This is a genomic window from Streptomyces sp. CNH287 (genome assembly GCF_000424825.1).
On sequence record NZ_AUKQ01000005.1, the window covers coordinates 487,932 to 509,512 of the forward strand.

Sequence of the window (21,581 nt, forward strand, 5' to 3'; positions counted from 1 at the left end):
ACCATGAGGACGGGAACCTTGAATCGGGAGAAACCGCTACCCCTGGTGTTCGGGCGGACCGCGGCGGACACTCCCGACGCGACTGCCTTGGTCGACATGGCGGGCGAACTCACCTACGCGGAAGTGGCCCTGCGGGTCAACCACCTCGCCAACCGGCTGGCCGCCGCCGGGGTGGGCGCGCGGGACCACGTCGGTGTGATGATGCGCCACAGCGGGGACCTGCTGGTGTCGGTTCTCGCCGTACTCCGCCTCGGCGCGGTGTACGTGCCCATCGACCGAGAGTACCCCGTGGCGCGGCAGCGCCTGCTCGCGTCCCAGGCCGGAATCGTTCTGCTGATCAATGACGCGGACCGGCCGGAGGCGGGTGCGGGGCTGGCGGCCGGAACCATCCAGCCAGACGGCGGCCGGAGCGACCACTGCGTACGGGAGTTCGACGCCGGTCCGGACGATCTCGCATGTGTGATCCATACCTCCGGGTCGACCGGAACACCCAAGGGGGTGATGATCACTCATCGCGGGCTCTCCAACCTGGCCTTCGCCGCCGCCGACGAATTCCGGCTGCGCGCCGACGACCGCTATCTGATGCTGGCCTCGTCCGCCTTCTCCGCCTCGCTGGAGGAACTGTTCCCGCCGCTGGTCCGGGGCGCGACGCTGGTCTTCGCGCCCGACCGCTCGCTCCTGTCGACCGCGCACGGCCTGCTGGACTTCCTCGCCGCACAGTCGATCACCCTGATGGAGCTCCAGACGGCCCAGTGGCATGTGCTCGTGCGTCATCTGATCGACACAGGGAACACCGTCCCGCCCTCTGTGCGCCTGACCGTGATGGGCGGGGACCGGGCTCTGCCCGAGGCGGTCCGTGCGTGGAACACCACGGGCATCACCCTTGTCCATGTCTACGGTCCGACCGAGACCACGGCTACAGCTACCTACTGGAACGTTCCGCCCGGCCTCATGCCCGACGACGGGGTGCTGTCGATCGGCTCCCCCATCCCCGGCACCCGGATGTTCGTGGTGGACGAGGAGCTTCGGCTAGTGGAGCCGGGAAGGCCGGGAGAACTGTTGATCGGCGGTGCCTCGCTGGCCCGCGGATATCAGAACCGGCCCGCCGCGACGGCGGAGAAGTTCGTACCGGACGCCTTCTCGGGCGAGGCCGGTGCCCGGCTCTACCGAACGGGTGACCTGGTGCGTGAACTGGACGATGGGAGAGTGCAATTCCTGGAGCGTGTAGACCAGCAGGTGAAGGTGAGCGGCTACCGGATTGAACCTGCGGAGGTCGAGGCGGCGCTGAGCGGTCATCCTGCGGTGCGCCAGGCCGTCGTGGTGCCCCGGGACGACGGTACCGGCACACGCCGTCTGGTTGGGTACGTGACGGCGGATACCGGTGCGGTGTCGGTGGCGGAGCTGCGCGGCTTCCTCGCCGGCCACCTGCCCGCCCACATGATCCCGTCGACGATGGTGATCCTCGACGCGTTTCCCCTCACGGCGCACGCCAAGATCGACTGCGGAGCGCTGCCCGCACCGATGCCGCGCAGGCCGGAACAGAGCACCGCCTTCGTGCCCCCGGCCGACCCGCTGGAGCGGGACCTGTGCGCCGCCGCCGCCGAAATGCTCCAGATCGACGAGATCGGTGTGCTCGACGATTTCATCGAACTCGGCGGTGACTCCCTCTTTCTCCTCAGCATGATCAACCGGATCTCCGCGGTCACTGACGTGCGGCTCGCGCCGCACGAGGCCGTCGAGGCGGGCACCGTCCGCGGCCTCGCCCACCGGGTGCGCGGGAGGGCGGCCGAATGACCGCGCTCCCCCTGTTCCCCGTTGCCGTACTGCCGCGGGCCACATCGGCCAAGGTGGTCGCCGCGATCCGCCGTGCCGGCGGCGAGCCGTCCGCGATGGAGACCGCGCAGGGCCTGGTATGGCTCGGTGACGATCCCGGCGCACTGGGGGAGTCGCTCGCCAGGGCACCGGCCGTGCGCTGGGTGCAACTGGCCAGCGCGGGCGCGGAGGACTATCTGCCATTGCTGGACGGCGGCGTCAACTGGAGCCGCGCACAGGGTGTTCAGGCCGACCTCGTGGCCGAACACGCGCTCATGCTCGCGCTCGCGTCACTGCGCGGGCTCCCGGTACCCATCCGCGAGCGGGAGTGGATTCCCCAGCCCGCGGCGAGCCTGCGCGGGACGGATGTCCTCGTGGTCGGCGGCGGCGCGGTCACTAGGTCCCTGCTCCATCTGCTGCTTCCCTTCGGGGTCCGGGCGACGGTGGTGAGCAGATCCGGTGTCGCGAAGGTGGACGGGGCCAGGACCCGGCCAGCCGAGGCGCTTGACGACCATGTTCCGGAGGCGAAGGTGATCTTTCTCGCCGCACCGCTCACCCCGCGGACCGTGGGCCTCGTCAACCGGGAACGGCTCGCTGCCATGCGTTCCGATGCCCATCTGGTGAACGTCGCACGGGGCGGGCTGGTGGTCACCGACGACCTGGTGACCGCCTTGGCGGAGAAGCGGATCGCCGGAGCGGCGCTCGATGTGACCGACCCGGAACCGCTCCCTTCCGGCCATCCCCTGTGGGACCTGCCGAACTGTGTCGTCACCGCGCACAGTGCGGGAGACTTCGGCCACTCCGAGGAGGCTTTCGCCCGGCTGGTGGAGACCAACGTCCGGCGGGTCGCGGCGGGCGGGCAGCCGCTGGGACTCATCGACGGCCAGCTGGGCTACTAGGTCGGCGCCGGTGGTGCCCTCGGCGGTCCGTCCGCCCCTCGTGCCCTGATACGCACTCTCTGCCTCGGAACTTGCCCCCCGCCGTCCACGGGACCTCTCCACCCCTGCGGGCACGGCCGGAGCCCCGCGTCGGCCCCCGCTGGACCCGTCCTCCGGGCGGACGACGCCCTTTCGAGGACACTCTCCGGACCGTGCCTCCACAGTCCAGCGCAGAAACGCTCTCCCCGCCGCCTTCGGCGCCGAACCGCCCCACCCCGGCCCCGGGGCCGGGACAGTCACCCACGTGATGAGGACGGATCATGGAATTCCCCGACGCCGCGCTCGAAAGCTGGATGCGCGACTTCTACTTCGAGTCCGAGGTCGACATCGGCTCCAGCGGTGTCGCCGAGTACTCGTTGCGGGAGCTGCGCGAGCTGACGGGCTTCGACCTCGCCGTACTCGACGACACGGTGTTCCGCGACAGCCCGTGCGCTGGCAGACAGGATCTGCGGGCCGCGATCGCGAACCGGTGGGGCAACGGCGACGCCGAGTGGGTCGTCACCACACACGGCGCGAGTGAGGCCATCTACGTCACGATGATGACCCTGCTGGAACCCGGCGACCATGTCGTCGCGCTCCAGCCGACCTATCACACGCACACCTCCATCGCCCGCTCATTGGGCTGTGAGGTGTCCCCCTGGGTGCTGCGCCCCGAGCGCGGTTTCGTCCCCGATGTCGCGGATTTCGCCGCGGCGGTCAGGTCCGGCACCAAGGCGGTCGTACTTAACTTCCCGCACAACCCCACCGGTGCCACGCTCACCGGGGAGCAACTCCGTGAGGTGGTGGAGATCACCGCCGCAGTCGGCTCCCATCTGGTCTGGGACGCCGCCTTCGCCGAACTGGTCTACGACAGACCGGTGCTGCCCGACCCCGTGCGCACCTATCCGAGAACGGTCTCGATCGGCACCTTCTCCAAGGCCTTCGGTCTGCCCGGCATGCGGTTCGGCTGGGCGCTCGCGGCACCGGATCTCATCACCAGAATGACCGGACTGCGTGATCGGATCACGCTCAGCCTCTCTCCGCTGCTCGAAACGCTCGCCTGCCATGTGGTGGAACACGCGGACCGGGCCATCAGCGGCCGACTGCGCGCGGCGGCGGCCAATCGCGACCTGCTGATCCGGTGGGCCCGTGACCATGCCGAGTTCGTTGATCTGCCGGTGCCGCACGGCGGCGTGACCGCGTTCCCCGCGCTGTCCGGGTACGCGGACACCCGCGAACTGTGCCGCCGACTCGGCCGGGACCACCGTGTCCTGCTCGTTCCCGGCGTCGCGTTCGACCACAGCGACCGGGTACGCCTGGGATTCGGCGGGCCCTCCGGCGACTTCGCCCGGGGACTCGATGTGCTGTCCAGCGAACTCAAGAACGAATATGAGGTGGAGTAATGCGTTTCGCTCATTTGGCCGATGATGACGTCAACGCCGCCCGGGATCTGGTCACCGATCTGGCGACCCGGTACGGCTCGGTGGAGGACCCGGAGTTCCTCCGGCAGAGCAGTGTGCACGCTCATGAACTGCCCCGCCTCATCCGTGAGCAAATCAACTCCTTCCGTTTCGACGAGACCGATGGTGCCCTGGTCGTTTCTGGCTACCCGGTCGAGGACGGGAGCCTCGGCCCGACCCCCGCGCACTGGAAACACTCGACGGGGCGGCAGTCGACGCTGCCGAAGGAGATCTTCTTCTTCCTCTGCGCGACGCTGCTCGGCGATCCGATCGGCTGGGCGACCCAGCAGGACGGTCGTGTCATGCACGATGTCGCTCCGATCAAGGGGCACGAGAAGGAGCAGTTGGGATCCGGCAGTGAGGAGAACCTCGACTGGCACACGGAGGATGCGTTCCACCCCCTGCGGCCGGACTACCTGGGGTTGATGTGCCTGCGCAATCCGGACGGGGTGCCGACAACCATCGCCTCGGTGGCCGATCTGGATATCCCGGCCGATGTGGCGGCCCTGCTGCACCAGGAGCTGTTCCCTATCCGCCCCGACCGCTCGCACCTGCCGCAGAACACCGGGGAGACCCGGGTGCTCGACGCGGCCGAGCGGCGGCTGCTGGAACGCAGCTATGAATGGATCACCGCGCTGGACGAGCAGCCCGAGCGGGTCTCGGTGCTCTTCGGCGACGAACGCGCCCCGTATCTGCGGGTCGACCCGTACTTCATGGACGGTGTGAGCGAGGACTCCGAAGCGGCCGCGGCCCTCGGTGTGCTCGTCTCGGCCGTCAATGAGGTGATCGGCGGTTACGCGCTCAAGCCGGGCGAGGTCATCTTCCTGGACAACTATCAGCTCGTCCACGGCAGGCCGCCGTTCAAGGCCCGGTTCGACGGCACCGACCGCTGGCTGAAACGGCTCAATGTCGTCCGCGACCTGCGCAAGTCGCGCAGCCGCAGGCAGGCGGGCCCGGCCAGGGTCATCTACTAGGCCTCGCGGTGCCCGTCCGAGTTCCATCACAGAGATTTGACCAGTGCCCTGAGTCCCGAGTGTTTCGAGTATGTCGAATGTCCCGGTGTCCCCGGGCGTCATGGGCGGTGACGGCACGTCTTTGGTCGTGCGCGACGGAGCCCTGTGTCGGGCGCACACACCCGGATCGGTCGGACCGAGTGGAGGAAACCGATGAATCGCAGCAAAGTACTGATCACCGGCGGGCGCGGCTACATGGGTTCGGCACTCGCCGAAATACTGGCCCGCAACGGCTCCGAGGTCATCTCGCTCGACCGGGTGCCGGCCGGCGGAAGCTGGTCGCAGTCGGTCCCAGGGAACCGTCACATCGAGGCCGACATCCTCGATCCCGGTGACTGGAAGGGCCTGCTGACCGACGTGACGGCCGTGGTGCACCTCGCGGCCATCGTCGGGGACCCGGCCTGCGGGGTGAATCCGGAGCGGACCTGGCAGACGAACTACATGGGCACCATCCGGGTGGCTGAGGCATGCCGACGGTACGGAGTGGGCCGCCTGGTCTTCGCCTCCACCTGCAGCAACTATGGATTCACCACCAGCGGTGAGGCCGATGTGTGGTCGCCGCTGCGCCCGCAGTCGCTCTACGCCGAGACGAAAGTACTCGCCGAGCACTATCTGCTGTCACCGCACGACGCCGGACCCACCCCGTGCATCCTGCGCTTCGCGACGCTTTACGGTCTCTCCCACCGGATGCGCTTCGACCTGGCGGTCAACATCATGACCGCCTTGGCGGTGGCCGAGGGCCGGATTGTCGTGCACGGCGGGGACCAGTGGCGCCCCTTTCTCCATGTGTGGGACGCGGCCGCCGCCATCGCCTGCGTCATCGATACTCCATCCTGGCCGCGCACGCTCGTGCACAACGCGGGGAGCCAGCGGGAGAACTACCGGATGTCGTCGGTGGCGCAGATCATCGCGGAAGAGGTGCCCGGCACGGTCATCGACGTGGAGAGCGAGATCGCCGACACGCGCGACTACCGGGTCCGGTTCGACGGCTACGCCCGTACCTTCCGCTTCACACCAGCCCGCCGGTTGGTGGACGGTGTCCGGGAGATCCGCAACGCCATGCAGGCCGGGCGCTACGACGACTTCCGCGCCGCGCACTACAGCGACTATCTGACCGAACTCTCCGCCGACGACCGGCTCGCACCGGCCACCCCGAGCGGCGACGCATGAGCGGCGGGCCGGGCCCCTTGGTAGCCCGCCCGCACACCCGCGGAGGGGGCGCGAAGCCGCCGGGGGAGGGCGGTCACGGAGACTTCATCGGTGCCTGTCTGACCGAGGCGGCAGCCCTAGTGCGGGAGTCGCCCCGCGCGGTGCTGGCCACGAAGGACCACGACCGCAATCAGACGGTGACGGCCGCCGACCGGGCCGTGGGCGAGCTGCTGTCCAACCGGATCCGCGCCGCGTATCCGGATGCCGCCGTCATCGACGAGGAGCGTGGGGTCACTCCCGGCGACGGGGAGCTGACCTGGATCGTCGACCCGCTCGACGGCACCGGAAACTTCGCCGCGGGCGGCCCGCTGCACGGAGTGATGATGGCTGCTGTGGTGGACGGCGTGGTGGTGGCGGGGGGAGTGGTGCTGCCCGACTTCGGGGATCTCCATGTCGCCGACCGGCAGCGCGGGGTCCACCGCAACGGCCGCCCGTTCCACCGGCCGCCGGCCCCGCCGCTGGAGGAGTCCCTGGTGGCCTATGGGCTCGATGTCGGACCGCCGGAGAGCACGGCGGGCGACTGGCCGCTCCTAGCGGCGCTGGCCGCGCGAGTCCGCGGCATCAGGATGAGCAACAGCGTGTTCGACGCGGTGATGGTGGCGACCGGTGTTCACGCCGCCTTCATCCACCGCCGGATGCGCATCTGGGACATCGCGGCGATCGAGGTCCTACTCACCGCGACGGGCGGCGGCTGCTTCGACCTGCGCACTGGGGAGCCGGTGCGGCTGGACGACCCGATCGGCAGGGCCGATGCTGACTTCGCGGTCTGCGGGTACGGCCCCGGCCTGGGGGAGGGCCTGCGGGACCTGCTCCTGCTCGACTCACCGGACCGGACAGAGGAGGCGCGGTGACTCGAACACCGCTGTGGCTCGACATCGATCTCGGTCCCGACCGGACCGGCCCGATGGCCTGGGGCCAGCAGAAGATTCTGCGCGAACACCTGGAGAACCCCGACGACGAGTATCTGCCCTTCCAGCCGATGCGGATCCCGGTGCCCGCCGGTGTTCCACTCAACTCGGTGCGCACGGCGCTGAACCGGCTGCTCACCGCCCACGAGTCGCTGCGGACCCTCTACCCGAACGAGCACGAGCAACGACTGCGGGGAGCCTGCAGGCTCCGGGTCGACATGGTGGAAGCGGATGACATCGACGGTACCGTCGCACGGCTGCACGAGGTCATGTGCACCCACCGGTTCGACTTCGCCCGTGAGCTCCCCCTGCGGATCGCGATCGTCACCCGGCGGGGGGAGCCCGCGGAGATCGTGTCGGTCATCTCGCACATGGCCCTCGACGGAGTCGGCCTGCAGATCCTCGGCGAGCAGCTAGACCGGCTGCTCAGCGAACCGGACTTCCCGCTGCCGCGGGCGGACCAGCCTCTGGAACTCGCCGCCTTCCAGCAGTCGGAGGCCGGGCGCCGGCAGTGCGAGCGGTCCCTGAGCGACTGGGAAAAGGCCTATCTCGCCGCCCCGCGGGCCATGCTGACGCCCGCGCGGCACAGCGAGCCCGAGCCGCGGTACTGCGAGGGCCAGATCACGTCGGATGCCCTGGCACGGGCGGCCTCCGAGATCGCCGCCCGCACCCGGACGAGCCGGTCGAACGTCCTGATGGCGGGGACCGCGGCCCTACTCGGGCGGCGATCTGGACTCGACCGCTGCGCCATCACCTCGATTGCGTCGAACCGGTTCAGCACCCGTCTCGTCGACCACATCGGGACCATCGCGCAGGACGCACTGATCGTGGTCGGCCTGACCGCCCCCCGCTTCGACGACCTCGTACGCGAAACCTGGCTCTCCGCCCTGCAGGGATACGGCAACAGCCTGGTCGACTCCGCCGCGCAGCGCACGGTCCGCGAACGGGTCGAGCAGTGCCGGGGCGACGGCGGTTACACCCGGGACTTCGTCTTCTGCGACCTCGTCGGATCCACACCGGCCGGGCCCAGGGGATCGGCCGATCCCGCCGGGACACAGGTCGAGGTGGTCGAGGCGAAGTACAACTGGGTACGGGGATATCTCACCGTCCACCGGATCCGGGACGTCGCCGAGCTCTCCCTCTGGGCGGACTGTCGCTATCTCTCACCCGCGGAGGTCGAGAGGTTTCTGCGCGATCTCGAACAGCTTCTCGTCAAAGCGGCGGCCGGTGATCTGTCGGCCGCGGCGACCTCCGGGACCGCCGCGGACTCCTGACGCTCCAGTGACGCGCCCCGGCGCCGGTGTCACGGCGCCGGGGCGCAGACTTGCCCATGGGGAAGCGGCGGACTCGGCGCGGCGCTCCGCCCACTGGACCATCACCGGGCGTATGGGGAGGGGCGCGCCCCTCTCTTTTCGCTTCTACACGCGGGGCTGCGGAGCCGTCCATGCCGTGCTCCTGCAGGAAGTCGCGGCGAAGGCCGTGTTGGCATGGTGTCCACGGCAGCGTGCTTGCCGCGCTGGTGGATGTCGGCGATGACACGGTCCAAGCCGTTGATCCACGGCGCGTTCTCGAAGATGACGGCCATCGCCTGCGCGGTGAGTGGTATGGGGCTGGTGGCGCACAGATGGTGGGAGTGGGCGGCGAACTGGGGGTGGGTCTTCGTGTGCCGCGCTAAGCACTGGTCCAGTTCGAACGTCTGCGGGTCACAGCCGAGGTGGCGGAAGTCTTGGAGTGTGGCGGCCTGTTCGTCTCTTATTTACCGGTTCAGGGTGTGCTTCCTGTCTGTTGAGATTGGCTGGAGTTACTCTGTGGCGAATCCCACGTAAAGCGTTCTGGTTTGCCTCCGAACTAAATGAGGCTGCAGTTGCGATGACGTGGCATGTCCGCGGTCGGGATTTCTCCACCTCAAAGCCAGATGGCTTCCGCTGGTGCCAGGAGGTCACGGCCATGGAGGTAGGTGGGCCACAGGTCCGCTCTCCGTCGTACGTGCTGGCGGTGATCTGCGAAGAGAAGTCGAGTCGTTGACGGCCACGGTCGCTCGCAGGCGGCGGTAGAGCGGCTCGTCGCTGGCGCCGTCACGGTAGGCAACTACCCGGTCTCAGGGCACGCCTGTCTTCTGCCTGATCGTCTCCACCAGGTGGGGCTCGTCGTCGGGGCCGGTGCGGGCCCAGGGTAGGGGCGGGCAGGGAGTGCTGGTGACGTAGTCGATGCCGTAGCCCGCGCGTAGTGCCCGGCTGTTCGCTGCTGACGGAAACGGTGAGCCAGCCCTGTTCGGCTGGAGCTGAGGCGGCGGTGGTCCGGGGCCTACAGGTCACCGCCTCCTTGCCGAACCGGCATGTGATGAGGGTGGCGCGTGGGTGCCGGAACGACGCCTGGTGTGCAGGTTGCCCCTGGGGCGGGCCGCGACCGGCGTGTGCGTGAGCCCCTTTGTCGCCTCGAAGGCTACTTCTTGCAGGACGGAGGCTGCAGCGTGCGGTGAGAAGTGGACCGTCCAGTGTGGAGCGCCGGGATCGCCGCCGCCCCAGAACGTCCACGCAGGCAGATCGGTGTGGCGGGCCTGCGCGGCGAAGGCGTCGAAATGGACGCCGGCAGGGTGATCCCCCGGAGCCTGCCAGCGGATCCAGCGGCCGTCGACAATGTGCTCCCAGCCGGCGTCGGCCAGCGGGCGTGTGGCTTCACCGATGGCCTCTTCTGAGAACTGGCTGCCCACCGCGAGCTGCTCGGCATCACCGTTGGCAAGGCTGTCGAGCAGTACGCGCATGATTTCGACGGGGGCCTTCGCGGTGGCTGTGGCGTGCCACAGGCGCGCACCGACCGGAGACTCGTACGCGGCGATCCTCCACCGGACGTCGTCCGGGTCGGCTTCGTGGACGAACTCGGCCCGCAGGACGAGGGATTCGTGGACGGCGTGGGTGGTCTCATCGGACCAGGTCCGCCACTTCTCCCACTCTCCGTGCGACTCGAGAAAGTCGTTCAGGAGCGCTTCATGGTTGCTGGCCTCGGCAGCATGCGCCTCTACGTGCCTGGACGCCGCCGGGGCCCGCTGGGCCTGGGCCGCACCCGGCGGCGAGGTGCGTGCCTGCTCGGCTTCGTGTTCGGTGTCGGTGGCTGGCGCCGGACCGGGGTGTACGGCGTCGCCGTAGAGGCGATCGAACTCGGTGATGGCCTCAACGGGGTTGTCGTACCGGGTCGATTCGGTACGCAGGTGGTTTTCCCCGTGGAGGTGGATGCTCGGGCCGTCGCGGTAGGTGCCGACGGCGACGGTGGTCCAGCCGTCGTGGGCGTGGGCGTGGATGATCAGGCGGCCGTGACGGATTGCGTCGTAGATCTTCTGGGCGTCGTTGGAGACCTCGCGGATCTCCTCGCGTGAGCACCAGGGCATGGGGTAGTTGGCCCAGGTCCATTCGGTGTCGATCTCGTCGCGCAGCTCGGGGGTGAGGTCCACGGTGATGTTCTCGGCTCGCAGGGCGCGTGCGGCTTGTTCGGCGTAGTGCGGTTCCTCGCGGTCGATGCGTGCCATGACCATGGTCTGTTCGTCCAGCGGCTCGAAGCCGTGGGTGGTGAGAAGGGCGTGGATCGTGCGGGTGGGGGTGCCCGTGATGGTGGCGGTGACGGCGCTGGAGCGGTGCTGGTACAGGTCGAGGCGGATGTGAGGGTCGGCTTCGGGGTGCGGCAATCTGTTCTCGTTTCGCGGCTCCGGCCGGCGCGGATAGGCCGGATCGGGGGTCATCGGAGTGCTCGTGCTGTCGTGGCTCGGGGCGGCGGACCGGCGCGGGAGACAGCCGGGCTGCGCGGGGCACGAGGAGTCGTCGGCGTTGTGGGGGCGGTGCTGCGCTGCCAGCGGGTTCGCAGGGCTGTGAGGTCGGCCAGGGCGCGGCGGCTGCCGGTGATCAGCTGGTGCGGAGTGTTGGCGGGGTCCTGGGCGTAGGCGGTGATACGGGAGCCGACGTCGAATGCGCGGGCCAGCAGAGCGCGTTCAAGGACTCGCTCACCCCAGTATTCGGGTGAGCCGACGGGGGTGGAGACCAGGGCGATGAGGTCGCTGGGGTCGAGGCCGTCAGAGAGGAGCCCGCGGTGCTGGGCTTCCCAGAGCACCGTGACCGCGTCCACGGGTTCTGCGCGGTGGGCCAGGGCGGTCAGGCACTGCCACACCGTGGCGTGCAGGGGCAGCACGAAATCGTCGGGCTGCAGCCAGCGCATGTCTTTCAGCGCTCCCGGGTGCCCTGTGGCTGTGGCGAGGAGAAGTCGTTCCTCGTCGAGGGCTTCCTCGCCGCTGTGCCCCGCGGCAGTGCCCGGCACGAGGGTGTGCGGCAGGGAGTGGGGGTGGGGGGCGAACTGTCCGGCGAGCGTGTCCAAGAACTGTGCGAGCGCATCAGCCTGGGCCAGGGTGGTGGCGGCCGGGTTGGGCAGGGTGACGTCGGTGGAGGTCTGGGAGAGGTGTTGGGCGTGCATGAGCAGTGTGCGCCGGGCGTGATCGGCTCGGATCATCCGGGCGTACGCCGGCGCGTGCTGGGGCCAGGGGCAGACCTGGATGAGGGTGTGGAGGTAGGCGGCGGTCAGCCCGGGGGCTTGGGGGCGCGCCGCGTCGAGGACAGCCTTGAGCCAGGCGGGATCGGAGCGGTGGGTCTGCGGGGTGGGTAGGGGCGCCGTGCGCATGGCCCGGAAGAGGGCGCTGTGAGCGTGGTTGCCGAACTGGTCCGCGTGCAGGTCGCCGATGTCGGCGAGTCGGTGGGGGTCGAGGAGAAGCGCGCCGAGCAGGGACTGCTCGGCGTAGTGCACCGGCTGCGGATGGGGCAGGCCGTCCAGGTCGTCCACGTACGGGTCGGTGGAGTGGGGCATTTACGCGGCCAGGGTGAAGTCGTCGGGGTGGAGGGTCTTGCCGAGGTGCGGGGCCAGCAGGTGGGCCGCGAGCCGGGGTGGCACGGCGTTGCCGATCTGGGAGAACTGCTGGCCTTTGTTCCCGGCCCAGGGGTAGTCGGCGGGGAAGGTCTGCAGGCGGCCGGCCTCCTGGGCGGTGATCCGGATGGACTCCGGCGCAGGCTTCTCCTCGTCAGTGGTGCTGGTTGCGGGTTCGGCGATCCAGACGCATTCGTTGGCGCGGTGGCCGAAGAACAGGGTGCCGGCGGGCTCGTCGGACCGGCGCACGGTCGCGTGGGACTGGTTGTTGCTGCGCAGTGCCCATGACCAGCGATCCGCTTCGGCGGTGAACACGGAGGAAGGAGCCTCGGCTGGTCGGCGCTCCGGGGCGCCGTGCCGAGCGCTCCACTGCGCGCGTTCCCGGCGGGACTGCGGTATGCGTGTGCTCTGGGGCTTCCAGGTTCCGCGGTCGCGGGCGTCGCTGAGGGTCTTGCGTGATCCGGACGGGAAGGGTTCCGGGCCGCCTCCCGGGCCTCCGCCGGCGCATACGGTCGGCACTGGGCGGTCGGTGCGGCCCCAGCCGAGGGCTTCGGCCATGGACACCCACTGGGTGCGGCCCGGCCCGAACAGCGACTCCGGCTCGGCGAACTTGGCGTGTGTGGGCGGCGGGGGCTCGGCGGTGCGGGTGCGGGAGGCGAGCAGGATCGCGCGCCGTCTCGTCTGCGGCACTCCGTAGTCCGCCGCGTTCAGGATCCCGGTCCACACCGAGAAGCCCCAGCTGCGCAGGATCGCGGCGTACTGGCGCCACAAGGGCAGGACGTCCGGGACTTCCTCCATCGCGATCCACTCGGGCTGGCCGTGCTGGTGGAGGGCGTGCAGGTAGCGCATGGGCTCGGCGGCGAGCAGGGAGCGCTCGTCCTGGCAGGCGGTGAGGAGCTGTTCACGGGTGTCCCGGCCGACGGCGAGGTCGGCGACAGCCTGGTGGACCAGGGGCTGGTCGAGGAGTCCGAGGCGTTTGCCGGCCATCGACCATGCCTGGCAGGGCGGGCTGGCGATGAGCCCGGTGGTCCTTCCCAGGAAGGGCCCCGCCGGATACATCGCGACATCGGTGCGGATGGTCAACTGCCCTGCCGCCGCGCGGGTCTTACAGGCCCACCCGTCCCGTTCCAGGCCGACGTCGCGCACCCCGAGGATGGTCAGGGCGTGGCTCCAGCCGCCGGGGCCGGCGAAGAGGTCGAGCACGATCACGTGGCCAGCTCGAAGCCGTCCTGGGTCGGCGCGTCCCCGTCGCCGCGGCAGGCCCAGGGCGAGCAGCCGTCTTTGGCGCCTTCTTCCAGAGTGGCGGGGTTTGCCTCGCCTCCGAGTTCCTGCTGCTTGGCGGTCCGTTCGGCGGCGGTGACGTGATTGATCGGAGCTTGATCGAGAGGGACGCGTGAGCGGTGCAGGAATGCCTCGCCCAGCAGGTGGTTGCCGCTGGCGTTCGCGCGGGCGTTGCCCTGGCGGATCGCGGCGTCGAAGGCCACCACGTCCGCCCACTCGGTCGGCGAGGTGTCGCGAATGTGGCGCCATTGCGCGTTGCCGTGGAACGGGCATCCCAGGCAGCTGCTCTTGGGGGTGTCCGCCAGGTCGAGCGAGGAGAGGTAGCGGACGCAGTCACTGCGTGACCAGCCCAGGTCGATGAGCGGGTGCCGGTTGCGCATGTACTTCACGTCCGCGTCCTTGGCGCGGTGGAACTCGTCGGTGGAGATGCCGACCCACTGCTCCACGAACACCTCGCGGGGGATACGGGCGGGGTAGGGGTAGCCGAGGAGTTCGCGGACCTGCTTCTTGATCGGTTTGATCTTGTATTCGCCGGTGCTTCTCTGCACTTCACTCTCATGGGTGAAGGCGGGTATATGACTCGTCAAAGGGCCTCCGAGATGGATGGGATGGGGTCAGGGGTGGTGGCGGCTCCGGCGACCGCCGGGTAGATCCCCAGGCGTCGGTAAGATCAGCGCTCTCAATGGGGGTGCGATGCGAACATCAGGGCGGGGCGGCGAGGGGCAGAAGTACGCGCTGACCTCGGACGAGGACGACAGCGACTTCTGGGGCTTTGCTCACGAGGCCGCGGGGTTGTTCACTCCGCTGCCGGATGAGGAGGGAGCACGCCGAGTGCACCTCGCAGGTTGCCTCCCGCAAGGTGGCCTGCTGAAGGGCATCGATCACATTGGCGGCCGTCGTGCTGTGGCGGGGAACGCCTGGTTCGAGCTCCTCGACGGTGACGGTGCCACCATGGGGTCCTACTTCGTCAACGAGGTCACCGTCCTCGACGTCAAGCCCTCCGCCCGCGGCGCCGGCCTCGTAGACCTCACGGTGACCCTGTGGTGCGAGAACGCTCTGGCTGGAGCGGAACAGGTGTGGGACCTGATCCGCACGGGGCACCTGAATCGCACCGGCATGTGGCACGAACTTGCCCCCGAGGAAAGACATGCGTGGCTGTCGGTGGCGCTGTGGTCCCGGGAGTACCAACGTCAAGGGAAGCCCGACGCTCCTGCAGGCCAGGTGTTCACCCTGGACGGCCGGCACATCGCTGACAGAGACACCTTCTACTGCGCGATCGGTGAGGCCATCAACGGGCCTGGCGGATACTTCGGCTGGAACCTCGACGCTCTGGACGACTGTCTGAGCGGCGGCTGGGGCGCCACCACTCCGTTCACCTTGCACTGGGAGTCGTCGACCGAGACCAGGGCACGGTTGGTAGAGCGCGTGCCCGCCGGCGATCGCGAGGTTGCGCTGTTCGACCTGTTCCTGGAGATCTTCGAGGAACGGGGTGTGGGCGTCATCCTTCGGTGACAGCTCGTTGCTTCCGGGCATCGGTCTGGGGAAGGTCATTCGGACTCCTTCGGACGGCGGCGGGCGGGGATGCCGAGGTGGACAGCTGGTCGTTGGGCTCGGCGTTGGGTCTCGTCGCGCTTGGCGCGAAGGAAGGTGAGGGTGAGGTCGATGCCCTCGATCTCGCCGATCCAGCCCTCGGCTTCGGCTTGCTGTCGGCGGTGCAGTAGGTCGGCTTCCAGCTCGGTGAGCCGGGCGAGCATCCTGGGGTTGACGTGGAGCATCGGGCAGCGGATGCACGCGTGTTCGTGCTGGCAGGGGGTGCCGTAGGGACGTCCGCAGGAGCCGAGCTCGACCTTGCGGCGGTCGAAGTGCTCCTCGAACTCGGTCCACTCCTGCTCGGTGGCGTCCCGGTATTCCTCCGAGGGCCGGACCTGGCGCCGTTGGTGCAGGTGGGCGTGGTAGTGGCGGATTACGTCCTCGTCGAAGACGGCGACGTAGCCGCGGGTGGTCTGGATGCTGAGGTGGCCGAGCAGGGCGGCGCCGATGTGGATGGGCAGGCCGCTGTTGACCAGCCCGGTGGCGAAGATCCTCCGGAAGTCGTGCGGGGTGAACTTCAGCCCGCGGAAGCCGGGGTGGGTCTCGGCCAGGTCCTCGCATCGTCGGCTGATCATCTTCTGGATGGTGCCGGGGTTGAAGATCTTCGATCCGATCGCTCCGTTCTGGCGTTGGAAGAGGAAGGGCATCGGAGCGCTCCAGACCTTGTCGTGCGGGTCATGGCGGCTGACCAGGGGGATCGGCCTTCCGCGCCGGCCGTGGCGGCGGATGATCGAGGCGATGACGTGGAACAGTTCGGCGGACATCGGGATGACGCGCTCGCGGTCGGTCTTGGACGGGGCGATGACCAGCAGGGCGATGACCTCGCCGTTCGCGCGCTGGTACTGGCGGATGCTGAGGTGGGTCAGCTCGCACAGCTCCTCGATGCGGACGCCGGAGTGCCGCAGGGTTTCCACTGCCGCCCAGTCCCAGAAGGCGGCCTCCTCCTCGGTTCCGAGGTGCACCAGCTCGCCGGAGTCCAGGTTCAGCACGCGGGTGGGAACTGCGTCGCCGTGCCGGAGGCGCTTCCGGTCCGATTCGCTGATCACCCGGCGGTAGGCGGTACCAGCATGGGTGAACACCTCGCCGTCGGCGGCCTGGTCGGCTCGTTCGAGCAGGAGCCTGGCCTGGTCGTAGCGGGATTCGACGTGCTCGACCAGAACGGGCAGGAGGGGCTGACGCTGCCGGGTGCGGTCCGCGGAGCGTTCGCTCACCTTCCGCCGACGGACGCCCAGGCCGTGGAGCTCACCGGGCGGGACGGGACACGGTGCGACCCAGGTGGCCCAGCGCTCGGGTTCGGCAGCGGCCCAGGTGTGCAGGTCGTAGTAGAAGCTCCGGACCGAGATGACGATGTCGTCCTGGCCCATCCTATGGGAGCCGTCGTCCTTGAGGCGGATCGTCTCCCGCCAGCGCGTGTAGAGATCAGGCGCGATCCGCAGGCCCTGCTGGCCGGGGTTGAGCTGTTCGATCCTCACCCAGAAGTGCTTGACCAGGAGGAGCGCGAGCTGTTTCAGACTGGCGTAGTCGAGGTCAGCACGGCGTCGGCCGAAGTAGTCGATCAGCAGCCCACGGACGGCTTGGTCGCGGACTCCGTACTGGTCGATGAGTTCCTCGATGGTCCGCTGGCCGCGCATCATGGCCGCCCGCATGGTCGTCGGCGTGGAGGTCGGGAACCGGCCCATGCCGATAAGAGCCGTCCACATTCCGTGCCCGAACAGGCGGTTGGAGGCGGGCTGGCCGGGCTGGAGACGGCAGCGGGCCAGACGGTTGTCGTGCGCGTACTGGAGGATCGACGCCGCGGTGACGTCGGCCAGCGCGACGCCCTGATAGGTCAGGAGGGTGCACATGTCGAGCACCGCCTCCCGCTGGTGTTTGAGCCGCAGCTCCTGTGCGGCGATGTGCTCCTCGAAGGTGATCAGCAACGGGTCGTTCTGCGCGGAGATGAACAGGGGCGTGAAGTTGTTCAGCTGGTTCTGCCGGAAGGCGAGCATCGAGGGCTGGACGACGCGGAGACAGAACAGCGTGCGGACCCCAGGGGTGACGGCAAGGCCGGTCGTCCGGCGGGATCCGAGGCTGTTCGCTTTGATCAGTCCCTTGCCCAGCGGGCTGGCATCCCAGCGCTCCTGCCAGGTCTGGCCCGGGTAGGTGGACAGGTACTGGAGGATCCCGCGGGTGGCCTGGCTGCGCTGGTGTCGGGTGACGGAGGGAGCGTCCGCCCAGACGTCGAAGGCCAGTCGGGAGATGTGGTTGATCGAGGCGGCGGACAGCTCTCCATGCGGTCGCGGCGGGGTATCCGCGACTGCGGCCTGCGGCTTCATCGGACCGCCCACGAACCGGCTCGGGAAGGTGAGCCCCTCCACGATGGGCCCGTGTCGGCGGCTGACGCCTGTGGTCGGGCTGGCCTGTGACCTAGGCACCGAACACCGCCTTGATGTCGTCCGCGGAGTACCCGGTGGGATAGCTCGTCGCGGGCCGGGGGGTGCTGTAGTGCTCGGCGAGCTTGTCGAACATCTCCTCCACCCGGGCGGTCAGGTAGCGGCTGGTGGTCTGGATGTTGGCGTGCCGCATGATGGCCTGGACCTCGACCGGGGTGAGCTTCCCGCCGTTGGCCATCCGGGACGCCGCCGTGTGCCGAAGGTCGTGCAGGGTCCAGTTCGTGCCCAGCAGCTCGTTTGCCCGCTGCATGATCCGGCGCATCGCCCAGTAGGACAGGGGGCGATCACTCCCGCGCCGGGTGCGCCAGACCGGCTCGCCCCGCGACGGCGTGCCCGCCTCGTCGAGGTAGCGGGCCAGCCGGAGGAATGCCTGCGGCGAGGCCGGCACCGCTTCCCTCTCGCGGGTGCCCTTGGAGATCACGTAGATCCGCTGGCCGGCCCAGTCGATGTCGTTCACCCCCACCCCGAGCAGTTCGACCGCGCGGGCGCCGCTGGAGACGTAGAACTCCAGCAGGGCTCGGTCACGCTCACAACCCATGCGGTCGAACAGCTCGTCCCAGAGCCGGTCGGGGATCGAGCGGGGCGGCCGGTCGGAGACCTTCTGCCGAAGCCGGGCCCGCCCCACGACCGCCCGCGGCTCCAATGGACTCCGGTGCGCAAGGGCCCGCCGACGCTGCGGTGAGATGGGGACGGGATTGACCACCGGCCCGTTGCCCTGATGGGCGTGGAACCCGTAGAAGCCGCTGACCACCGACAACGCGTGGTTGATCGTCCTCGGCGCATACCCGGCACGCAGTGCAGGCTTGCCGGTCCTCAGATTGACCGACCCCGGCGCGGCGCCACCTGCCCGCGTCCGCTCGCGTTGCGGATTCGAGGCCGTCCGCAGCCACCCCGCCAGCACCGCGACCTCAGACTCAGTCGCCTTCTCCCACGCCACCCCCAGCAGCCACAGCAGCCGGAACCACCGCAACAGGCCGTACCCGTAGCTGCGTACCGTCAGCGGACTGCAGTCGTTCAGTGCCAGATCTCGCAGGTAGGCGGTAGCCGCCTCGATCTCGTCGTCGTACGCGTTCACGACGATGTACGGCGGGTGGACGCCCCGAGCGGGGACAACGGCCCCCACCCGGGGCAGCTCGGCCCGCCCCTCGATCAGTTCCTGTCGCAGTTCCAAGGTGTTCCTCCTCGTCGATCGCGCTGACCATCACGTCGATCAACGAGGGGAGTTGGTGCAGATAACGGTGCACTGCCGCCGTGTCATGCCGGCCTTGCCGTCCTGGCTGCGGATGTGGAGCGGCATGGAGGCGAAGCGGTGCTGCGGGTCGAGCGCGTCGTCGCGGATGTTGCCGGTCGACACGCGCAGGAGGGGGATGCCCGCCGGCGCGGCTATCTCCTGCTCCAGGCGCTCGAGGTGTGCATAGACGGCACGCGGTTCCCATCCGGTGTCGGCGAATATCGCGTAGTCGACCTTGGGAAGGACGCCTTCGGCGGACAGGGCAAGGAGAGTGCTGGATTGGACTCCGGCGCCCAGGGAGAGGGCGCGGAACTGCGGCTGGTCGGAAATGGTCGATCCTGGGGAGGTGGGGAGCGATACGGAGGGCCTGGAAGGTGGGCAGGTCGGCCCCGTTCAGCGGCTTCGGGCGGTGTTCGGGAGGGGCGGGGTGTCGTCGCGGGCGCGCGCCCGGCGTTGCCGGGGCCGGCGGTTCGATGGCTGAGGCGAGGGTGGTGATGCCGACCGGGGTGAGGCGCGCGCGGTCCTGGGCTGCCGATGTAGGCGGTTGTCTCAACGAGGTGCTTCGTCTCCAGGCGCGCGGGGTGCTCATCAGCGCCTTGGTTCGCGGGAGCGCGTGAACTCGCGGCCCAGTGCGATTCCGGCCACGGCGTGTCCGCGGGCGATCTCGGTCAGGGGGGCACTGCACGGCAGTCAGCGTTGATCGGTGTCCGCTGCGGTGGCCCGGCGCTGTCGCGTCGCGGTGGCCAGCGTCACCGCGTCGCTGACGGCGGCTTCCGGGGCTTGGGCGGTCAGCGGCCAGGGAGGAGCCGCTGGAGAGGCGTGGGCGGTGGCGGCTCGTCGAACGGCAAAGCTTCGGCGGGCGGCTCGGACGCGAGCGTCCGGCGTACCGTCACACACGGGTGAATGAGCCGTTTCTCCAGTCGACTTGCCGTGGACCGGGTGCGCGGTGAGGTTCAAGCGGCAGGGCGGAAGTCGCTCTGGTTCGGGTCCGCCTTGGCGAGCGCGCGGGCCGTGATGTCCTTGGACGCGCGGGCAGAGGCAGCCGAGAGGTCGTCGGCTCCCGGCTCCAGATACCAGGGGCGGAGGTCGAGCATCGCGACGCGCAAGCCGGTGGCGAAGGCGAGCGCGGTGCCCTTGGGCAGGGCCCGGATGGCGTCGGCGGCCAGGATGCGCTCCTGCCGCATGCTCACGGAGGTGGACTTGCCCGACTCGGAGGTCGAGGTGGACGTCGTCTCCACGTCGTGATCGCCGATCAACCGGGAGAGCTTGTCGGCGAAGTCCGGGTCGTCGATACCCGAGCCGATGACCTTGATGGTGGAGGCGGACCACATGGCGTCCATGCCCGCGTCACCCCAGACCTTCTGGCCCTGCCGGTAGGACTGCAGGATCGTGATCGGGATGATTCCGCGGCTGCCGAGGTGGGAGTACAGGTCCGGCAGGTCCGAGATTTTGCAGACGTTCGCCGCCTCGTCGAGAATCGCGAGCATCGGCGGGTCCAGGCGCCCGCCCGCTCGTTCGGCCTGGGCGGTCGCGGCACGCATCACGCTGTCCGCGCACGCCGCGATCAAGGCACTCGCGCCGCCTCCGCCGTCCTTGGAGAGCAGATACAGCGTGTCCTTCGAGGTGACGAACGTGCTCGGCTTGAACTCCGGTACGTCCTTTTGCGGGGTCACCCAGGCGGCGATCTCCGAGTTGAGCAGGGCTGCGGCGTACTGGCGAGCGGTCTCGTAGATGCCGTCCCTGGTTTCGGGCGGGCCCTCCACGGTGCCCTTCAACTGCGCGGCGACCGCGGCGAACCCGTGGTCCCGCAGGATGTCGAGCGGGGTGCGGTCGGCGGGGAAGGCGAGCCAGGCCATCACGTCGGTGATCGGCCGCTCGTCGAGCGCGGCAGCCAGGAAGAGCTGGGAGAGGATGTTGCTGCCGGCTTTGGACCAGAAGTCGCCCTGCTGGGACGCGTCCACGGAGGCGGCGAGGAAGTGGCCGGCCAGCCGGCCTGCGCCGTCGAGGGTCTTGGCGTCGGCCAGGGGGTTCCACCACATGGCCCGCTTGGCGTGGGCGATCTGCTGCGGGTCGAGCGTCCAGGCCCGTCCGACGGCTGCCCGCGCGTCGAGGGTCGCGGTGTAGGCATCGCCCGCGGCCTTGTTGGACGTGAGCAGGACCGGGCCGGGGGCGTTGAGGATGGAGGGGATCGCCAGCGAGGTGGTCTTGCCCGAGCGGGGCGCCATGATCGCGACGGCGACGTCCTCGTACCCCATGCGCACCTCGTGCTTCGTGCCCTGGAGGTTGCCGAGGAGGATGCCGGTGTCGGCCGCGTCGAGGTGCTTGGCGTCTTTCAAACTCGGGCGCAGCGAGCGTGCCTTGGCGGTGATGGCCTTGGACATCAGCGGCTCGATGTCCCGCTGCTTGGCCATGCCGGCGACCCGCTTCTTGCGCCCGATGCCGCCTCGGTGCCGCTTGTAGATCACATCGGCGGTGACGGCCAGGGCAAGCAGCACGGCGCCCGGTAGGACGCGTGTGCCCAGTTGCAAGGATGTTTCGCCAACATGGGGCCACAGCTGGTCGGGATGGAGCAGGGCCTGCACCGGCTGGTACGGGGCACTGGGGCCGGCGTCAGTGGCCCAGGCGGTGAGGTTGCCGCCGAGCCAGGCCAAGTTGGAGAGCGGCACGGCGACGCCGAGTACGGCGAGCAGGAGGCGGAAGGCCATGTCGTAGCCGTCGCCGGAGGAAGAGGCGGAGGAGGGAGGCAATGGGGCACCTGCCGGGGAGAGCGGATGGAGGGGCGCCGTGAGCGGCGGGGGCGCGGACGGCCGGGGAGCGGCTCCGGGCGGGGCC

Annotated in this window: 15 protein-coding genes and 1 pseudogene; 8 read left to right on the forward strand and 8 right to left on the reverse strand. The window is 69.4% G+C overall.

All coding sequences use genetic code 11. The features are described from left to right. Positions 1-3 precede the first annotated feature (3 nt). From H299_RS32930 to H299_RS0108575, 7 genes are all read left to right on the forward strand, one after another. Positions 4-1,794 carry a non-ribosomal peptide synthetase gene (locus H299_RS32930; RefSeq protein ID WP_486587194.1) on the forward strand — a complete coding sequence of 597 codons (1,791 nt, stop codon included), beginning with the start codon at positions 4-6 and terminating at the stop codon, positions 1,792-1,794. Next, entirely contained in the window at positions 1,791-2,711 is a 921-nt protein-coding gene (locus H299_RS32935; protein WP_037758153.1) for an NAD(P)-dependent oxidoreductase, read from the forward strand. The genes H299_RS32930 and H299_RS32935 overlap by 4 nt, the downstream gene beginning before the upstream one ends. Positions 2,712-3,010: 299 nt before the next feature. Further along, entirely contained in the window at positions 3,011-4,132 is a 1,122-nt protein-coding gene (gene vioD, locus H299_RS0108555) for a capreomycidine synthase (protein ID WP_027748075.1), read from the forward strand. Next, entirely contained in the window at positions 4,132-5,163 is a 1,032-nt protein-coding gene (gntD, locus tag H299_RS0108560; protein ID WP_037758155.1) for a guanitoxin biosynthesis L-enduracididine beta-hydroxylase GntD, read from the forward strand. The genes vioD and gntD overlap by 1 nt, the downstream gene beginning before the upstream one ends. A gap of 192 nt (positions 5,164-5,355) precedes the next feature. Then, positions 5,356-6,372: an SDR family oxidoreductase gene (locus tag H299_RS32940; protein WP_037758157.1), complete on the forward strand. Its 1,017-nt coding sequence runs from the start codon at positions 5,356-5,358 to the stop codon at positions 6,370-6,372. Further along, complete coding sequence (locus H299_RS37475) at positions 6,369-7,262, forward strand: inositol monophosphatase family protein (protein WP_078512567.1); 894 nt, start codon at positions 6,369-6,371, stop codon at positions 7,260-7,262. The genes H299_RS32940 and H299_RS37475 overlap by 4 nt, the downstream gene beginning before the upstream one ends. Beyond that, positions 7,259-8,593: a condensation domain-containing protein gene (locus H299_RS0108575; RefSeq protein ID WP_027748077.1), complete on the forward strand. Its 1,335-nt coding sequence runs from the start codon at positions 7,259-7,261 to the stop codon at positions 8,591-8,593. Before H299_RS37475 ends, H299_RS0108575 begins: the two co-directional genes overlap by 4 nt. Before the next feature lie 1,037 nt (positions 8,594-9,630). Here H299_RS0108575 and H299_RS32950 read toward each other — a convergent pair. The 4 genes from H299_RS32950 to H299_RS0108600 are packed head-to-tail and all read right to left on the reverse strand — an operon-like array spanning position 9,631 to position 14,044. Then, the gene (locus tag H299_RS32950) at positions 9,631-11,049 is read right to left on the reverse strand and encodes an SPDY domain-containing protein (RefSeq protein ID WP_078512568.1); all 1,419 of its coding nucleotides are present in this window, start codon (positions 11,047-11,049) and stop codon (positions 9,631-9,633) included. Next, positions 11,046-12,158, reverse strand: coding sequence for a DnaB-like helicase N-terminal domain-containing protein (locus tag H299_RS0108590; RefSeq protein ID WP_027748080.1), 1,113 nt, complete (start codon positions 12,156-12,158; stop codon positions 11,046-11,048). The genes H299_RS32950 and H299_RS0108590 overlap by 4 nt, the downstream gene beginning before the upstream one ends. Beyond that, positions 12,159-13,421 (reverse strand): DNA cytosine methyltransferase, encoded by a 1,263-nt coding sequence (locus H299_RS0108595; RefSeq protein WP_027748081.1) that lies wholly within the window; start codon positions 13,419-13,421, stop codon positions 12,159-12,161. Beyond that, positions 13,421-14,044 (reverse strand): hypothetical protein, encoded by a 624-nt coding sequence (locus tag H299_RS0108600; RefSeq protein ID WP_037758162.1) that lies wholly within the window; start codon positions 14,042-14,044, stop codon positions 13,421-13,423. The genes H299_RS0108595 and H299_RS0108600 overlap by 1 nt, the downstream gene beginning before the upstream one ends. Positions 14,045-14,189: 145 nt before the next feature. Between H299_RS0108600 and H299_RS0108605 the strand changes: the two genes are divergently transcribed. Next, a complete protein-coding gene (locus H299_RS0108605; protein WP_027748083.1) occupies positions 14,190-15,008 on the forward strand; it encodes a barstar family protein in 819 nt (272 codons plus the stop codon). A 35-nt stretch (positions 15,009-15,043) separates the two neighbouring features. Here H299_RS0108605 and H299_RS0108610 read toward each other — a convergent pair whose 3' ends face one another. The 4 genes and pseudogenes from H299_RS0108610 to H299_RS0108625 form a co-directional block, all read right to left on the reverse strand. Then, positions 15,044-17,500, reverse strand: a complete 2,457-nt coding sequence (locus tag H299_RS0108610; protein WP_027748084.1) for a site-specific integrase — start codon at positions 17,498-17,500, stop codon at positions 15,044-15,046. Next, the gene (locus H299_RS0108615) at positions 17,493-18,689 is read right to left on the reverse strand and encodes a tyrosine-type recombinase/integrase (RefSeq protein ID WP_027748085.1); all 1,197 of its coding nucleotides are present in this window, start codon (positions 18,687-18,689) and stop codon (positions 17,493-17,495) included. The genes H299_RS0108610 and H299_RS0108615 overlap by 8 nt, the downstream gene beginning before the upstream one ends. A gap of 66 nt (positions 18,690-18,755) precedes the next feature. Then, positions 18,756-19,046 (reverse strand): annotated as a pseudogene (locus tag H299_RS38150) (hypothetical protein); the annotation flags it as partial. A 656-nt stretch (positions 19,047-19,702) separates the two neighbouring features. Continuing rightward, the gene (locus tag H299_RS0108625) at positions 19,703-21,496 is read right to left on the reverse strand and encodes a type IV secretory system conjugative DNA transfer family protein (RefSeq protein ID WP_027748086.1); all 1,794 of its coding nucleotides are present in this window, start codon (positions 21,494-21,496) and stop codon (positions 19,703-19,705) included. Between the last annotated feature and the right edge of the window lie 85 nt (positions 21,497-21,581).